Origin of the sequence: Vibrio tritonius (assembly GCF_001547935.1) — a bacterium.
Taxonomy (GTDB): Bacteria; Pseudomonadota; Gammaproteobacteria; order Enterobacterales; family Vibrionaceae; genus Vibrio; species Vibrio tritonius.
Genome location: NZ_AP014636.1, coordinates 1,143,640 through 1,160,320 on the forward strand (window position 1 = coordinate 1,143,640; position 16,681 = coordinate 1,160,320).

Here is a 16,681-nt window from a genome sequence, read left to right on the forward strand (position 1 = left end):
AGCAAACAAACATCACAATGGGGGAGCCCATTCAATATCGAGTAAACGTGACATTTCTTGCCAAAAATCGTCACATAGTCCTTTACGATAAGCACATTGAAAAAACTGTGGGTGCTCGCCTCGATACATCGACAGCCGATCTTCATCTCGAGTAACGGTGCACATACGCAGATTCGCCAAGCGATCCGCGGCCTTAACAATGAGAGCCAATTTTTCTCGTCCTGCCACATGAGACATGCGCTCGTACGTTTTAGACTTGCGTTCTTGTCGAGTCGCTCCGGGCTTGTCGGTTAAGATCTCAACACAACTGGCAATAAAAGGGCCAAAGCGCTTGCGGACATCATCTAATGTGGCTGGTGTATCTTCTACCACGTCATGCAAATAAGCGACCGTTGTTGCATCAGTACCGAAAGGCAAACAGAGAATGGCGACCGCATTAAGGTGATTCACATAAGGGTCAGAACCATATTTTTGCCCACCATGAAATTGGACAGCAAAATCCCGCGCTTTACGATTCATGCTTTACCCCTCAGTAAGTTAGCTTATTTTAGACTACACCAATTACGGCAGCAGAGGCACTAAGTCATCTCCATAATGCTCATATTCAACACAAATCTGTGAACCTATCGTCTTAATTATGCGCATAAAACACAAAGGAAAACGGGATTAGCGATGCCTTACTTGAGGAAGTGGAAGTTCATTATAGAAAGATCAAGTAAAATGACGAGAATTAAAAAAGCACCGATAGGTGCTTTTACTATTTTTTTTCTTCTGGTTTCAAAGTGTTAACCGTACCTTCAGCTTGAGCGCGTTCGTAAGCCTGCTTGAGCTTGCGCATAGCCTCGACTTTCCGCTCTTTGGTTTTGCTGTCTGTACTCTGCTGTCTTGATTGCATAATCAAGCCCCTCGTCACCTAAACCAGTGTTTACGCTGTAGTTTAATTCAACAGCATACTTTTTGGCAAGACGATCATAGAAGTGCTTGAGTCTGAGGTTTTCTGCCGAGACAAAATAGACTTGGGCGCCAGTCAATGAACGGTGAAACTCGATTAAGCGACATAACCCTATACCTAAGCGAGCCAATTTATCCAATCCCATAAAACTATACCCGGCGGCAGGAGGAGCATAAAACTGTCCACTTTCAAAATTTTCTACCCGATCAAATTTAATGTCATAACTTTGCTCCGGGATCTTAAAGCCGACCTGTGATTCACGATTTCGTAGATACATAACATCATCACAAATCACTGGCGTAAAGATCATAAAAAATCGGTGGTCATCAACAGAGAAATCAATACGCTGCGAGTAGATCTCTCCGCATGGAAACTGTTCAAATTCCCAACGTTTGATAGTTGGCATGCTCATCCTATCCCCATCAGAACGGCTAGATCCTGTCGCGTAATGCCACCACCAACAGTCAATCCTGTTTTACTCCTTATATCGACCTGCTGATAGAGATAAGCCTTCGCTGCAAGCTTATACATGGCCTACCGTTCATCTATTTATAGAGAATTATTCAACTAGAGCAACAGGTTAACATGCAACTGTATAAATATACAGTATTTATTTAAATTTTGTTTCTGGCCCATTTATCCGTCTGATTTACTGACATTTTCTGAGTGTTTAAAGCATGACTCTGCTAGGCATCAAAACATGATAATTCTGTTAATTTGATCTACTGATACTCGCTTTTTAAGCCAGTGCACTTTTGTTAATGGCTGGCTTTTTAAGGTTCAACCCATCTTAGAGAAGATACTAAATTGTGAATCCTCTGTATGCATCAGCGACAGAGTCATTGGGTGAGCCTTGTGCTCCCGCTATCAGCCTATATTTGGACATCTCTATGAAACCATTAAAACGACAATACCCATTCATTGCGTTGGGGTTCATGATTGCCAGCAGCTCAGTACTTGCTGACGTCACCCTATCTCAATCAGGTGATAAGATCACCATGAGTAATGATCAACTTTCAATAACCATTAACACCACAGGTGCAAATGTCACGGATATTCACCCCGCAGGAGGCATTAACTTAGTTGAAAACCTCTCTGCCCTGCACGCAGATCCCGCTAACGTAAAAACCTTTTATTTGGATTACCATACGGGCGTGAGCGGCGGTGGTAAAAGCTTTGTTCCCACAGACTATCAAGTAGTGAGCCAATCAAACTCTCAAGTGCACATCATGTTTACTGGTGCCGATGATGCCTATTTAGAGCTTGAGTATCACTTTATTTTGCGTGACGGTATGTCAGGTATCTACAGTTATGTGGTGGCTAAAAATCCCCATGACACCACACAACGTGTTGCTGAACTGCGCACCGTATATCGCTTTGATGCGCGAGTGATGGATACGGTATTTAACGGCAAGCACTCCGCCACTCCCCTACTTTATGCCCAACTCGATGAGCTGACCAAAATTCAAGACGAAACGTGGCAGCTTAATGACGGTACCTATTACAGCAAATACGATTTAGCCAATTACACTCGTGAAGCGCCTTTTTGGGGCGTCTACGGCGGTGGATATGGCGCTTGGATGATTCCAGCGAGTCACGATTACTACCCCGGCGACCCGCAAATGCAAGAATTGATTGTCCATCAAGATGGTATTGCACTGAACTACTTAACGGGCGCGCACTTGGGCAGCCCTGATATGCAAGCCCCTTCCGGCTGGGAAAAGCTTTATGGGCCTTGGTTGGTTTACATCAATCAAGGAACGGTTTCTCAAATGCGAAAAGATGCGGCACGCCAAACCCAGCGCGAACGTCAACAGTGGCCCTATCGCTGGATGAATGATGATCGTTACCCACTCGAACGTAGCTCCCTTTCTGGTTCAATCAAGTCAAAATACCCTGTTGAATTAGTGCTTACTTCTGCCACGGGAGAAGACTTTGATACCGAAACTCTAGGCTATTCCTACTCAGTAAAACCCGATAAAAAGGGGCGCTTCACACTAAAACATATTCGCCCAGGCGACTATCAGCTCACCGCTTACCCAATCTCTGGACCACAAACCGGAGCTGTGATTAAAAAAGCATTGACCATCTCAGGCAAACATCAAACCATCAAGCTTGTCGCAGCGCGATGGAAACGGCACGTACTCTGGCAAATTGGACAATCGAACCGTCGTGCAGACGAATTTGCCCTTGCTCATGAAGATCGCAACTACCGTTGGAAAGAACAAGTTCCTGAAAATCTCACCTATACCATTGGGAAAAGCCGCGCTCACCGAGATTGGTATTACGCGCAAACTCAAGTCGGCGGCAGTTGGAATGTCGACTTCAAACTTCGCCACGCTCGCTCGGCACGGTTAGATGTGGCATTTGCGGCCGCCAGCAACAGTGGCATGACGGATCCAACCACTCCCACAGTGGATGTGTTAGTCAATGGTAAGAGTGTGACCACACTCGCTTACGAAAATGATAAAGCCATCTACCGCAGCGCATTGCAAAGTGGACGTTATCACCGCGCATCCATAACCATTCCGGCCAATCTGTTGAAAAGAGGGAAAAACCAAATCAGCTTTAAACTTGAAGGGGGCGCTGTCATGTACGATACCATTGTGTTATCCCAAGGGAGATAGCGGTATACATTTCAAGTTCTACAACAAAAATGCAGGCCTCATAGGGCCTGCATTTTTTCTTGGTGTTCATTCGCATCGCCTTGCATCAACTACCAATAAAAAACATCTTGATAAAAATCAGTGCAATAAACGCTGTTGGTAAGGTTAAGAACGTCAAGCCTGCCACTTCATTAACGGGGCCGTTAAAACGTGTAGCAAAAATATAGTTCAACACCGCCACGGGCATAGAACAAGCAATCAACAAATTGCTCATGTGCAATGGAGATAAACCCAACAAGGTTGCGGCGCCGAATGCCATGGCAAAACCAAGAGCCGGACGATATAACGCCAACAGAGAGAGCCTTCCCCAGTGTGCTTCATGCACTTTCATGTGTGCCAAAGAACGACCTAACATCAACAACATAATTGGCACAGTAATACTGCCCAGCATATCAAATATGCGCACCACAAACTCTGGAACTGGGATACCTAAACCAAGAATAATCGCACCGATAATCAGCGCAATGACGGGGGGATTTGCCAACAACCGACGCGGGTTAAAAGTGCCCGACATCATACCAATGCCTAAGGTAAAATGGCTGATTTCAATAATCGACGAAATGATCACTGCGCCAGCAAGCCCATCACTTCCTAGCAAGGCATACGCGATAGGAATACCCAAATTACCTGTATTAGGATTGACCAAAATAGGCAAATAATAGCGTCGATCCAATTTCATGATTTTAAGTACGATTAATGTGACTAGCACCATCGCAGCCAATGCTAAAACCGATGCAAGTACCAGTTTGCCCATCCCAAGAAAATCGATGTGAGTTCCGAGCATTGAGTGCAACAACAACGTTGGCATACCAACATTAAGCACTAATTTAGGCAAATTGGGGTCGTCAAGATAGGCGGTACGTTTGCTGAGGAAAGCCCCAACCAACGCAATGACCATCACCGGCAAAATCGCCGATATAAATGCGGCAAACATGAAATACCTTTTACTATTGATGCGCCAGCTTATCAAAAATAAGTGAACCAAGATGGTTGCTGAGCATAAAGAAAGAAATTAACGTCTTAATCTACCGTTCTTTTTCATCAATACCAATAGAATTTTACGTCATTTTTAACGATTAAGTTTCATTTGAATCCCACCATAAGATAGTACCAATAATCACCGTCACAACCATTACAAATATCGATAGATCATCGAACGCAATATTGGTCATTGACTCAGCTGCACCATAGGCTTGACTCAACTCCATAAGTATTTTCATTCCAGCATCTTGAGGTTAATCATATCGCTTTCAACATATTATGGTGCGCTTGTGCCAACCCTTCGTATGAAAGTGCTGCAGTCATCGTACGCAACATAAGCTGCGCCATCCCTTTAGGTCCAACATGGCAGACACGCCCCGTTTTTAAGCGCACCAATACTCGGTCTGCACGGATAACTATCTTACTAACTCGATGACCTAGTTCGTTGGGTAACACGTGACGCATCCAGTAGTGCACCACGAAAAAATGACGCACCCTTTGTTTGTCTACGTAAAGAATGCGGCTCAATTCTTTTTCATCAAACGCAAGCTCTTTCTTGTTACCTACTAGAGTCAACTCCAAAAAGCGGGTATTCCACCCTCGGACGTTTTTACACTCACGTGTAATAAACTGCTGAATACGCTGATAGATATCCAAATAGTCGGCAATCATGGTTTGATAAGTCTGAGTCACTGTTTCCTCACCGGTTACTCACAATGTTGAGTGGTCAGATTAAGGAAATAGGTCCAATAGAGAGAATCATAAGCTTATAAACGGCTTATCATAGAGTGTCGCAAACAACAAAAGGCTCACCGTAGTGAGCCTTGTATGATGAGTTTCCGATTTTCTACGTGGGATAACGGATTTGCTACTCAGAATCGGGCGCCTGAGAGCGCTCAATATACCCAGCTGCTTGACCTAAATTTTCACTGTCTAATGCTTTATTTTCCGTACTATTAGGTTGCATTGAACGAGTTTGCTGGTTGATATCATGAATCTGTGAGGCGTTGTGTAAATCACGTTCACTGGTAATCGAAGCGATAGATTCACGATCTTTGAGGAAGGCCCGCATATCATGTTTGATACTCGCCAATTCCTCTTCATTTTTATGTAATTCTAAAATGTAACGCGGGTATTCAAGGTTACGCATACCGGTAGAAGCGAAGGTGCTCGACACAATGCGAGACACAATTACCCAAGGCGTGATACTGGAGCGAACCAAGACATTTTCTGAGCGAGTCGAATCATTAATTCCAGTACCGGTGGAAATTTTCGATTCACTAAAAGTACCTTCCACTTTGATGTAGATAAGGTTACTTTCAAACAGCATTTCTGCGTAAAAGAGATGCCCAGTTTTCACCAATATATTAGCGAATGCTCTGATAAATAAACCACTCACTAAAAGTTGTACGATGCCTGTCAAATGCGTCTTACCAAACACAAGCCACGCTTGCTGAGCGGCATCATTTGAACGCGCTGTCACTGCGGTTTGGATTGCATGGTACGCATCGATCACACTGTAAGCCAACCAGACGGTCACCAATGCAGCAGCAATAAAGAGAATTCGACCCAAAACAACAGCAAAAAAGCGAGAGTTGTCATAAGCACTACCTAAGTTCATGGAGTGAATACGTGGTTGAACTTCCTGAGTCATTTCACCACGAAACGAGCCCTTGCCATCGACTTGCTCGTTTAATGCTGGCTCCAGCATCTTATACACTCGGTTTGGCGCTTCTTGATAACGACGATTTGCCATCACCAAATTGTCTAAATTAATAAAAATTTCATTGGGATGGATACTCTCTTGCCAGTTTTCGCGTAACTCTGACACCTCAGCGACAGCATCACCAAAGGCCAATCTTTTTTTCAGTAATAGAACATTAAAGACAGTGACAATGATTCCGCCAGTGAGAGCCATCAACATAAACCAAAGTGGGTGAACGTTTAGCCAGTCGTTGACTAAAGATTGAATGGCTCCAGATGGCACTTTCATAAACGCCAAAATCCATTGCAGACCAAACCCAATGACGGTTGGTATCAGGATCGCGGCTGCAATAGTCTTAGCAACGTCAATCACACTTAAGCCATCAACGCCCTTTTCAACCTCGCGTTGTGAGCCCATAAAACGCCCTGCTCCAAACCACGTTTTGAGTAGGTGGAGCACCACAAAAATCGAGTAAACGGGGAAAATAGTCTCACCAAGTTGGCCAGCGAAACCCGCAAGGGTAACAAAAGCAACCAACGCATAGACCACAAAAATCAGCACGGTTTTTACCCAAGCGGAAAAGAGATACTGTGCTTGATTACGAATCATATAAGGCATGAATGTTAACCTTGGCACTACGCTATGTAATAGCCGAGCGATGATTCCCTGCGGCTCTACGAACGTAATATTTTTTCTGCCCATCAGCATTTCAGTTAATTCGCTTCCTTGGTAAGCAACGTATTGCGCCTCTTGAGTTGCCGTTTGCGACTGTGATTCACTGAAATTTTGGGCAAGCGACGTGGGATGATTACGTCCAACGAAGTAACGCAGCATAGCTGATACACCAGCCGCGACGGTCCAAATACCACTGACCAGCATACCCAAACCAAATAGAGCGAAAACCCACCCACCGAGAACATCTTGCTTTACCGATGCTGCAGCTTGCACCAACAAATAAACACCAATTAGAGCCACGATAACACCACCTATGGTGTTTATTACGCCCTCTTTCTTAAAAGGGTTCTTAATTCCTAGGTTAATTGAACCGTAATCAAATGCCATTGTACTACCTTATGCCAACCTAAGCTTTTGAAGATTAAACCTCTCAAACTGCAGGATATGTATTCTCATACTCAAATAACCTCAAGATGCAGAAACAATATCTTGAGCTTAATTGGGTACATAATGTCGCCGTCTATATTAAGGGGAAACGTATGCCGACTTTTTGCAAACTATGGGATTCTCTGCACAAAATTGACCTTCAGGGAGCCAGTTTCCCCCAAAAGCGGTAGTGCATTGCCGTCGCTCGCTCGTTATCGTCTCAATAACGGCAAATAACTAGACTCCCGTTCCATTAGTGAGGAGATGCTGATAATTGTGTGATCTTTATCGAAAGGGAAAAATTAACTCGTTTCTCGCTAACACAGTACAAAACGAAGTTCGGTTACACTCAGCACAATACCCAAATGACCTCAAGATGAAGAATGACCTTCTCTCTGAAACAGAATCTTTAGGTTACTTGGGAGTTAAAATTAACTGCGAACATACGTAGTAAAATATATTGGCTAGTGCAGCACCTTTCGTCATGGTGCTAATAATAAAAAGAGACCTTTCTATGACAATGGAAACGCCTGTGACTCAAGAGTCACAACTCAGTGCGAAATGGCTTAAACGCTTTGAGTTGCTCGATCAATTCAATGCTATCAATAGAAACCGCACCGACATTCTACGTGATAAAGCATTTCGTGCTTTACCTTGGAAAAAACGCTTTCTCATCACGACCAACTTGTGGGCGTTCTTATTCGGACCGCTTTACTACTTCGCAAAAAAAATGCATCGCAAAGGCTTTGTTATCTTAGGGATAGCCTCGCTTTGGAGCGCAATGCTCACCGTAATTGAATACCAATTTAGTCTGACTTTGCCGGCTTTTTGTTTCAGTATTCTTCCTAGCGTAATTTGTGCTTCGTACGCTAATTTTGATTACTATTTAAAAAAAGAAATTGGTCAAATCATGTGGGCTAGAGCACCGTTCTGGCTTCATACCACATCGGGGGTTGCTATATTTACGTTGTTAGGCATTGGCATTAATATTTGGGCTATTCAAGATGTGATGCAGCATGAGTATTACACCTATGATGCACAACATGCATTTATAACAGAAACGGTTCGCTGTGGTGATTCAATCATCCATGTCACCACTGGGGAATATCGGTTTAATAGCAAAGAGTCGATCTGCGAATTACTACAAGAATAAGCTAATCGCTAGTTTTACTTCTTTGATTCTTGGACAACCAAGACAGCGCTAAGTACTGTCTTGGTTATTTTCACTGTATACCCATGTAACCTCAAGATGCGGTTTCAGCGAGAAGGTATTCGCTCATAGGCAAGGCACCGATTTGAATACATAGTTATTCTTTGAATACATAGTTATTCTACGTAGAAAATCGGTAACGCAGCATAGGAGCGAAACACAGTTTCCTGAGATCAGTTCTGTTTGACCAAACTAAACATCTGCGACGAATCTCCTGCAATGCATTGGTATTGTACGATGTTTGCCCCATCACGACTGGCATCTGCTGCAACCTGTAAGCAGAGTCCACTATTACGATTAATGATTCGCCATTTACCAGAACCGGCAGCTTGGAAACGAAATTGTTGATCCAAACCATCGTCAAAACGGCTCAATTCAATGTTCGTATTACTAGTCCGATAGCCATTTTTCACTGTCACGGCTTGCGTAGGCGCATTGAGTGGTGAAATACGATGCCAAATTTCATCCACACTCGATATCGCAAATTTTTGGCAATCGTTATTTAACCAACTCCACTGTTCTACATTGGTTCCATCACTGGTTGCACAATTAGTGATATCAATCGCTTTACCTGATATCAATGGTGTAATTCGATACGTTCCACTGACCGTGGTATTGACGACGTTTGACGTGCTGACATCTCTTAAATAGAAACGCTGGCAAATGTTATCAAGGTCTGCATAGACACCGACTGCCGTACCGTCATCTAACGCACAGTTGGTCAAATCGAGCAATTTACCATTCGTTGCAGAAACAAAGCGATATCCCCCTTCATCTCTCGGACGAACATACCATTGTGCTGCGTTACTGGTGCAATTAGAAAAACGAGTACTGCTGCTTTCAGCTGCCAAGCAAGTATTGTTAGCACCGGTGTTCGTCAGCGTCACAGTACCATTAGATTGCGCATTAATTTGCCATAGCTGGCTGTCCTTTTCACTCCATCCTTGCTGCTCCGTTGAGGAGTCTGTCGCCGTTAGAACTCGCCCACTTTGACCACTCACAATGGCGATGTCACCCGTTGTTGATAGACTCCAACCACGACTACAATCCTCCCCGCCGCATGCAGCAAAAGATTCGTTGCTGGTGGCGTTGGTCAATGTAAGCAATCCATCAGAATCGATACCAAAGCGCCATTTTTGGCAGTCCGAATTTTGCCATGGCAAGAATGATTGGCTACTACTGCATTGATATCCTGATAAAAAGTTACCATCTTGGTTGGCAAGACGAACCACACCATCACCAATTTGGTCGACAATAACGTTGATAGCGCTGTCCAACTGTGCAGTGCCATTCTCTTTAAGTGTATAGTGACTCAGCTTGAGCATTGGAGCTTCAGGTTTCACTTTCATTGGGCCATTTTCACCGGAAGGTACAGCGATTGCGGCGCCAGTAGCAACAGGCTGACCAAAGTTTGGCGTACCGTCGCTATTCCAAGTAAAGGATTGCGCGCGAAGTGAACGTGTTGTACCACAACCGTAGCTAGCGCTGGCATTGGCGTGATAAACAAGCCAATCTTCTTTGCCATCTGGCGAAGTAAAAAAGCCATTATGTCCTGGGGCGTAAACCCCATTGGCCGATTCAAACACCGGCTCTGACGTTTTGATCCAGCTATCGATACTTAGCGGGTCATCTCCGGTTAACTCCAGTAAACCCAATTTATAGCTTGATGTCGCACAGTAGCTCGCCGAATAGACCACATAGACATGACCGTTATAAATCAAGGGTTCTGGCCCTTCATTGACATTCATCCCAACTTGTTCCCAATCCAATGACGGTGAACTTAACAAGCTAGGAGAGCCTGATGCGGTCCAAGGGTCAGACATTTCTACAATAAAGAGCTGTTGGTAATCACCGTTCCATTGCGAATACATCAAATAGAGCTGACCTTTGATAGTGATGTAACTACCATCAATATTGTAGCTATCCTCCAACGGAGAACCTTTATATTCATAAGGCCCCATTGGATCATCACCTTGGCTTTCTAACACCGAAATATGCTGATAATCATACGTTCCGTTTTGACCAGAGGTATAAAGCATATACCAGCGCCAACCATTGGGACCATTTAAGCGGTGAAATTCAAAAGCCCAAAAATTGCAGCAACGTGAAGAATCAGTCTCAGACCATACGTTCACTGGTGTTGCATCGGCTAAGCCCGCTAAAGTGGGTGATTTGCGCATTTCTAACTGAGAACTCCACGTTGTGGTCGCAGAATAATAGTTACCGTGATAGTACATGAGCCAAGGATCAGCTCCGTTTTCATAAATAGGGTTGGTAAATGTGGTCGAACTGGCAAAGCTGTTACTTATCGCAAATAAAGATAAGCACAGTAATGCTAATCCTCGACTCCACCAGTGACGATACATCCACTGAGTTGTTTTCATCGTTATTCTCCGTTACACGTTATTTGGTCGTGTTTAGTGCGTAATGGCTGGCAAAAACTGAATAACCACATAGGCATTGAAACACTTAAAAACTATACGAAGCAGCGACTTAAAAGACCTAATCGACAAACGTGATCTGCCACCAAATAGAAAATGAAACATTATTTCATTTATTAATTTGGACACCATATCAACATTTGTATTTCATTTTGGTAAGGAAACTAAAAATAACCGGAATGATGAGATGTCTGCTTAGATGTTTCTCGCAAAGGAAATCGAGAGCTACAGAATAGAGATGGGTCGGGACGGGAACCGTTATAGGCAAAATCAAGACAAGAAAAAAGGAGAGCTACGCTCTCCTTTATCTTAAACCTTCAAACCGCTAATTAAAGAGCAGCTTTCGCTTTTTCAACTAGAACTGCAAATGCAGCTTTGTCGAATACCGCGATGTCCGCAAGGATCTTACGGTCGATCTCGATAGATGCTTTCTTAAGACCATTGATGAAACGGCTGTAAGATAGACCATTTTGACGAGACGCAGCATTGATACGTGCAATCCAAAGTTGACGGAATTGACGTTTCTTGTTGCGACGGTCACGGTAAGCGTATTGACCAGCTTTAGTAACTGCTTGGAAAGCTACACGATATACACGTGAACGTGCACCGTAGTAACCTTTAGCTTGTTTCAGAACTTTCTTATGACGTGCACGAGCTTGTACACCACGTTTTACGCGAGGCATTATGCTTCTCCTAAACTAAACGAATTAATAACTAACTAAAAACAAATTAAGCGTATGGCAGACAACGAACGATACCCGCAACTTCACATTTAGGAAGAATTGAGTTTGGACGTAGTTGACGTTTGTTCTTAGTAGTACGCTTAGTCAGGATGTGACGTTTGGTAGCGTGTTTGAACTTAAAACCACCAGCAGTTTTCTTGAAACGCTTAGCAGCACCTTTGTTGTTTTTCATCTTAGGCATGATGAATAACTCCGCATTGTAGTAGTTAAATAACAATAGTAATTAAGGCGAATTAAAAACTGGCCATTTAAAACGGCCAGTTTCAATTACTTGCGAATGCCGTTAATTACTTCTTCTTAGGGGCCAACACCATGATCATCTGGCGACCTTCAATCTTCGATGGGAAAGATTCTACTGCTGCAAAATCAGCGGTATCTTCTTTCAAACGATGAAGAACGTCTACACCGATGTCTTGGTGAGCCATTTCGCGGCCACGGAAGCGAATAGTAACTTTCACTTTGTTGCCGTCTTCTAGGAAACGTAACAGGTTGCGTAGTTTTACCTGATAGTCACCAATGTCAGTTCCAGGACGGAATTTGATTTCCTTGATCTGGACCTGTTTTTGCTTTTTCTTCTGCTCTTTTGTAGCCTTGCTCTTCTCAAAGAGGAACTTGCCATAGTCCATCACACGACAGACTGGTGGCTCGGCGTTAGGGCTGATCTCTACGAGATCCAAACCAGCTTCATCTGCAGCTGCTAGTGCTTCTTGAATCGATACAACACCAACAGATTCACCGTCAACGCCAGTCAAACGAACTTCACGAACGCCACGAATTTCACCGTTTAAACGGTGCTGGTTTTGTTTGGCCGGCACTTGGCCACGTCTTCCGCCTTTAATAGTTTATTCCTCCAGATTAAGCTTACGGCTAGCAACCTCAGATTGGATATGCTCAATGAAATCATCCAACTTAAATTTACCGAGATCCTTACCTTTACGAGTACGTACTGCGATTTCGCCGGCTTCCATTTCTTGGTCACCGCAAACCAGCATGTACGGAACACGCTTCAAAGTGTGTTCGCGAATTTTAAAGCCTATTTTCTCATTTCTCAAGTCCGCTTTCGCACGAATACCACATTTTTGTAGTTTTTGGGCTACTTCTTGAGCATAATCAGCTTGTTTATCGGTAATGTTCACAACAACGGCTTGTTCTGGCGCCAACCAAGTTGGGAAGAAGCCAGCGTATTCTTCAATAAGAATACCGATAAAGCGTTCAATTGAACCCAGAATCGCACGGTGAATCATTACTGGTACAACGCGTTCGTTGTTTTCGCCTACGTAAGTCGCACCCAAGCGACCAGGAAGGTTGAAGTCCAACTGAACCGTACCACACTGCCATGCACGACCTAAACAGTCGTACAAGGTAAATTCGATCTTAGGACCATAGAAAGCACCCTCGCCCTCTTGAATCTCAAACGGAATTTCAAGAGCGTTCAATGAGGTGATCAAGTCTGCTTCAGATTTATCCCAGATTTCGTCACTGCCAACACGTTTTTCAGGACGAGTTGATAGTTTAACAGCGATGTTCTCAAAACCAAAGGTTTTATATGTGTCGTACACCATCTTAATGCAAGATGTTACTTCTTGCTGAATTTGATCTTCAGTACAGAAGATGTGTGCATCATCTTGAGTAAAGCCACGAACACGCATAATACCGTGTAAAGAACCTGATGGTTCGTTACGGTGACATGAACCGAACTCAGCCATACGTAATGGCAAATCGCGGTACGATTTTAGACCTTGGTTAAAGATCTGCACGTGACCTGGACAGTTCATCGGTTTAATCGCATATTCACGGTTTTCTGATGAAGTCGTGAACATCGCATCTGCGTATTTGTCCCAGTGACCTGAACGTTCCCAAAGAACGCGATCCATGATCATTGGACCTTTCACTTCTTGGTAATCGTATTCAGTTAGTTTACTGCGAACAAATTGTTCTAGACTGCGGAATACGCTCCAACCGTTATGGTGCCAGAACACCATACCAGGTGCTTCTTGTTGCATGTGGAACAAGTCTAGCTGTTTACCAATTTTACGGTGGTCACGCTTTGCAGCTTCTTCTAGACGAGTCAGGTGCGCCTTCAATGCTTTCTTATCGTGGAATGCTGTACCGTAGATACGTTGCAACATTTTATTGTCGCTGTTACCACGCCAGTAAGCACCTGCAACGTTAAGAAGTTTGAAATGTTGACAGAAACCCATGTTTGGTACGTGAGGACCACGACACATATCGATGTATTCTAGGTGATGGTATAGACCCGGACGATCATCACGAGAAACATTTTCATCTAGAATTTCAATTTTGTACGGTTCACCACGAGATTCAAAAGTATCGCGAGCTTCTTGCCAGCTTACTTTTTTCTTCACGACTTCGTATTTGGTTTTCGCCAGCTCTTTCATACGGGCTTCGATTTTCTCTAAATCTTCTTGAGATAGAGAATGTTCCATATCGATATCGTAGTAGAAACCATTGTCGATAGTCGGACCGATCGCCATTTTCGCATCAGGGTAAAGCTGCTTCAATGCGTGACCTAAAAGGTGAGCACATGAGTGACGAACGATTTCAAGACCATCTACTTCATCTTTAGCGGTGATGATTTCAAGACTTGCATCTTCTTCAATCAAATCACAAGCGTCGACACGATTGCCATTAACACGCCCTGCGATGGTTGCTTTAGCAAGACCAGGACCGATAGACTGTGCGACTTCAAGAGTAGTAACTGGGTTGTCAAATTGACGCTGACTGCCGTCAGGAAGAGTGATTGTAGGCATTTGATATCCTTACAGTGGTGTTGCACACCAAGCAACACTTGTCATGTATTTAGTGCGTTGATTCGTTTTGCATACGACGCACACGATAATAGTTGATGCCCTTGTTTAGGTACAAATACGGATGCACCTGCCCAAGCACAATCCATGCATTCTAAATGAATAGTCTGAAATAACAACCGCTTTATAGCCAAGTAACCTCAAGATTCTGCTTCAGGGAGAATGTATTCGCTCTTAGGCAAGGATGGCAAAGAGGAGCTAATACAACACGACCATCTAACTATATCAAATCTCTCATGATAAATAAGAGGTTGCGTACTTGAGCCAATATAAAAAGCAAGGTAACCTCAAAGCAATTTTCCGATGTTCTGCTGCCAAAATTGCGTTATTGAATCAGCATAAGACAAAATAGGAACATCGCCGTTTTTGTCATGAGTCACCATTCCCCTTTTATTGCATCATTTACAAGTTGGGTCTCAGCACAAAACCGCCAGTAAAACATGCGCCATTGTTTTACACCACTCTACTACCTTATGAATAACGAGCACCCAGACACACATGACAACCGATCACTCCTCACTTAAATTGCGCAACTATCCAGCTTTTTTTCATTTCTGGCTGTCACGCTTAACCAGCGGATTCGCGTTTCAAATGGTCTCTGTTGCGGTGGGATGGCAAATCTACGATATGACCCACTCCGCACTTAATTTAGGATTCATTGGTTTAATCCAATTTGTACCTGCGGTGTTACTGGCCTTGCCTGCGGGTCATATCGCCGACCAATTTCATCGCCGCAATGTGGTGGTGGTTTGCCAATTTTTTGAATGGATTGCACTTGTTGCCTTGGCAGTACTCAGTTTTGCCGGCTGGCTTAATGAAACAGCAATACTGACTTTTATCGGCATCATTAGTGTATTTCGTACCTTTGAAAACCCATCAGGTCGTGCCATTGTTCCCGCATTGGTTCCAGAAGCCATTTTGCCGCGAGCGTTAGCCATTAATGGTTCGGGCGGTCAGGCAGCAAGCATTATTGGCCCAGCTCTTGGTGGGTTCTTATATTTGCTTGGTCCAAGTTATGTTTATGCTATTACCGCCGTTATGACCCTTACCTCCCTGATTTTAATGGCAAGTTTGAAGTATCAATATGCACCACCTAAGCGAGTACCGATGAACGTGGAACGACTGTTCTCTGGCGTAGCGTTTATTCGCAAAGAGAAAATCATTCTGGGCGTATTGTCGTTGGATCTTTTCGCGGTTCTACTTGGCGGCGCAACAGCGCTCTTGCCTATTTTTGCTCGAGATATTTTGCACACAGAAGCTTGGGGCCTAGGTTTATTACGTGCGGCACCGGCTGTGGGTGCTCTATTGATGTCGTTCTACTTGGCTAAATATACATTACAGCGCCGCGTGGGAATGGTGATGTTTGCTTCCGTAGCGGGCTTTGGTTTGGCCACCATTGTGTTCGCTTTATCCCAAAATTTATGGCTCTCTCTAGCTGCTTTGTTTGTACTTGGCGCTCTCGATATGATCAGTATGGTGATTCGCAGCACGCTGGTACAAATCGAGACACCCGATGAGATGCGGGGTCGCGTTGGCGCGGTCAATTCTATATTTATCAATACCTCCAACCAGTTAGGCGAATTTGAATCTGGGATGCTAGCCGCCGCTGTTGGCGCTGTGAATGCGGCACTTTTCGGTGGAATCGGTACCATCATCGTGGTCGGCTTGTGGATGGTGTGGTTCCCATCCATTCGTCAGCGAGAAAAGTTGGTACGAGAAGACTAACGATCTCATTATTTAGGGCGTTTAGGGATTTAAATAAAAAAACGGCGCAGTGGATATCACTGCGTTATACCCAAGTAACCTCAAGATGCGGTTTCAGCGAGAATGTATTCGCTCATAGGCAAGGCACCGATTTGAATACATAGTTATTCTACGTAGAAAATCGGTAACGCAGCATAGGAGCGAATACAACTCGCCCCTTGGGAGCTCATCAACAAGCCCATTTCTGCGCCCAATGACGTTGAAAGGGAATGACCATTCCTTCCGTCATTGAGCTTGACCTGTGCTCGTTGATGAAGCTCTGAAGTCTGCATCTTGAGGTCATTTGGGTA

The 16,681-nt window shown here is 44.0% G+C and carries 15 protein-coding genes; 3 read left to right on the forward strand and 12 right to left on the reverse strand.

The features are described from left to right. Positions 1-12 precede the first annotated feature (12 nt). The gene (locus JCM16456_RS20425; protein ID WP_068717964.1) at positions 13-519 is read right to left on the reverse strand and encodes an HD domain-containing protein; all 507 of its coding nucleotides are present in this window, start codon (positions 517-519) and stop codon (positions 13-15) included. Between the two features lie 278 nt (positions 520-797). Next, the gene (locus JCM16456_RS20430; protein WP_068717965.1) at positions 798-1,358 is read right to left on the reverse strand and encodes a hypothetical protein; all 561 of its coding nucleotides are present in this window, start codon (positions 1,356-1,358) and stop codon (positions 798-800) included. A 484-nt stretch (positions 1,359-1,842) separates the two neighbouring features. On the opposite strand from JCM16456_RS20430, the gene JCM16456_RS20435 reads away from it, so the two are divergent. Continuing rightward, positions 1,843-3,579 carry a polysaccharide lyase family protein gene (locus tag JCM16456_RS20435; protein WP_068717966.1) on the forward strand — a complete coding sequence of 579 codons (1,737 nt, stop codon included), beginning with the start codon at positions 1,843-1,845 and terminating at the stop codon, positions 3,577-3,579. Positions 3,580-3,664: 85 nt separating this feature from the next. On the opposite strand, the gene JCM16456_RS20440 is transcribed toward JCM16456_RS20435, so the two are convergent. The 4 genes from JCM16456_RS20440 to JCM16456_RS20450 all read right to left on the reverse strand — a co-directional run bounded on the left by JCM16456_RS20440 (position 3,665) and on the right by JCM16456_RS20450 (position 7,366). Continuing rightward, positions 3,665-4,552, reverse strand: coding sequence for an AEC family transporter (locus JCM16456_RS20440; RefSeq protein WP_068717967.1), 888 nt, complete (start codon positions 4,550-4,552; stop codon positions 3,665-3,667). A gap of 142 nt (positions 4,553-4,694) precedes the next feature. Then, positions 4,695-4,838, reverse strand: coding sequence for a hypothetical protein (locus tag JCM16456_RS23895; RefSeq protein ID WP_156430611.1), 144 nt, complete (start codon positions 4,836-4,838; stop codon positions 4,695-4,697). A 19-nt stretch (positions 4,839-4,857) separates the two neighbouring features. Then, a complete protein-coding gene (locus JCM16456_RS20445) occupies positions 4,858-5,292 on the reverse strand; it encodes a hypothetical protein (RefSeq protein WP_068717968.1) in 435 nt (144 codons plus the stop codon). Between the two features lie 175 nt (positions 5,293-5,467). Further along, complete coding sequence (locus JCM16456_RS20450) at positions 5,468-7,366, reverse strand: hypothetical protein (protein WP_068717969.1); 1,899 nt, start codon at positions 7,364-7,366, stop codon at positions 5,468-5,470. 553 nt (positions 7,367-7,919) lie between these two features. Between JCM16456_RS20450 and JCM16456_RS20455 the strand changes: the two genes are divergently transcribed. Then, positions 7,920-8,558 (forward strand): DUF2628 domain-containing protein, encoded by a 639-nt coding sequence (locus JCM16456_RS20455; RefSeq protein WP_068717970.1) that lies wholly within the window; start codon positions 7,920-7,922, stop codon positions 8,556-8,558. Positions 8,559-8,788: 230 nt separating this feature from the next. On the opposite strand, the gene JCM16456_RS20460 is transcribed toward JCM16456_RS20455, so the two are convergent. The 5 genes from JCM16456_RS20460 to thrS all read right to left on the reverse strand — a co-directional run bounded on the left by JCM16456_RS20460 (position 8,789) and on the right by thrS (position 14,570). Then, positions 8,789-10,999 carry a family 43 glycosylhydrolase gene (locus JCM16456_RS20460; protein WP_068717972.1) on the reverse strand — a complete coding sequence of 737 codons (2,211 nt, stop codon included), beginning with the start codon at positions 10,997-10,999 and terminating at the stop codon, positions 8,789-8,791. A 386-nt stretch (positions 11,000-11,385) separates the two neighbouring features. Next, complete coding sequence (gene rplT, locus JCM16456_RS20465) at positions 11,386-11,739, reverse strand: 50S ribosomal protein L20 (protein ID WP_004401084.1); 354 nt, start codon at positions 11,737-11,739, stop codon at positions 11,386-11,388. Between the two features lie 46 nt (positions 11,740-11,785). Further along, on the reverse strand, positions 11,786-11,980 hold the full coding sequence (rpmI, locus tag JCM16456_RS20470) for a 50S ribosomal protein L35 (RefSeq protein WP_004727973.1): 195 nt from the start codon (positions 11,978-11,980) through the stop codon (positions 11,786-11,788). Between the two features lie 106 nt (positions 11,981-12,086). Next, positions 12,087-12,614: a translation initiation factor IF-3 gene (infC, locus tag JCM16456_RS20475; protein ID WP_197655225.1), complete on the reverse strand. Its 528-nt coding sequence runs from the start codon at positions 12,612-12,614 to the stop codon at positions 12,087-12,089. 27 nt (positions 12,615-12,641) lie between these two features. Next, positions 12,642-14,570: a threonine--tRNA ligase gene (gene thrS / locus JCM16456_RS20480; RefSeq protein WP_068717976.1), complete on the reverse strand. Its 1,929-nt coding sequence runs from the start codon at positions 14,568-14,570 to the stop codon at positions 12,642-12,644. A gap of 555 nt (positions 14,571-15,125) precedes the next feature. Here thrS and JCM16456_RS20485 point away from each other — a divergent pair. Continuing rightward, positions 15,126-16,352, forward strand: coding sequence for an MFS transporter (locus JCM16456_RS20485; protein WP_068717978.1), 1,227 nt, complete (start codon positions 15,126-15,128; stop codon positions 16,350-16,352). Positions 16,353-16,495: 143 nt separating this feature from the next. On the opposite strand, the gene JCM16456_RS23900 is transcribed toward JCM16456_RS20485, so the two are convergent. Further along, complete coding sequence (locus JCM16456_RS23900) at positions 16,496-16,663, reverse strand: hypothetical protein (RefSeq protein WP_156430422.1); 168 nt, start codon at positions 16,661-16,663, stop codon at positions 16,496-16,498. Between the last annotated feature and the right edge of the window lie 18 nt (positions 16,664-16,681).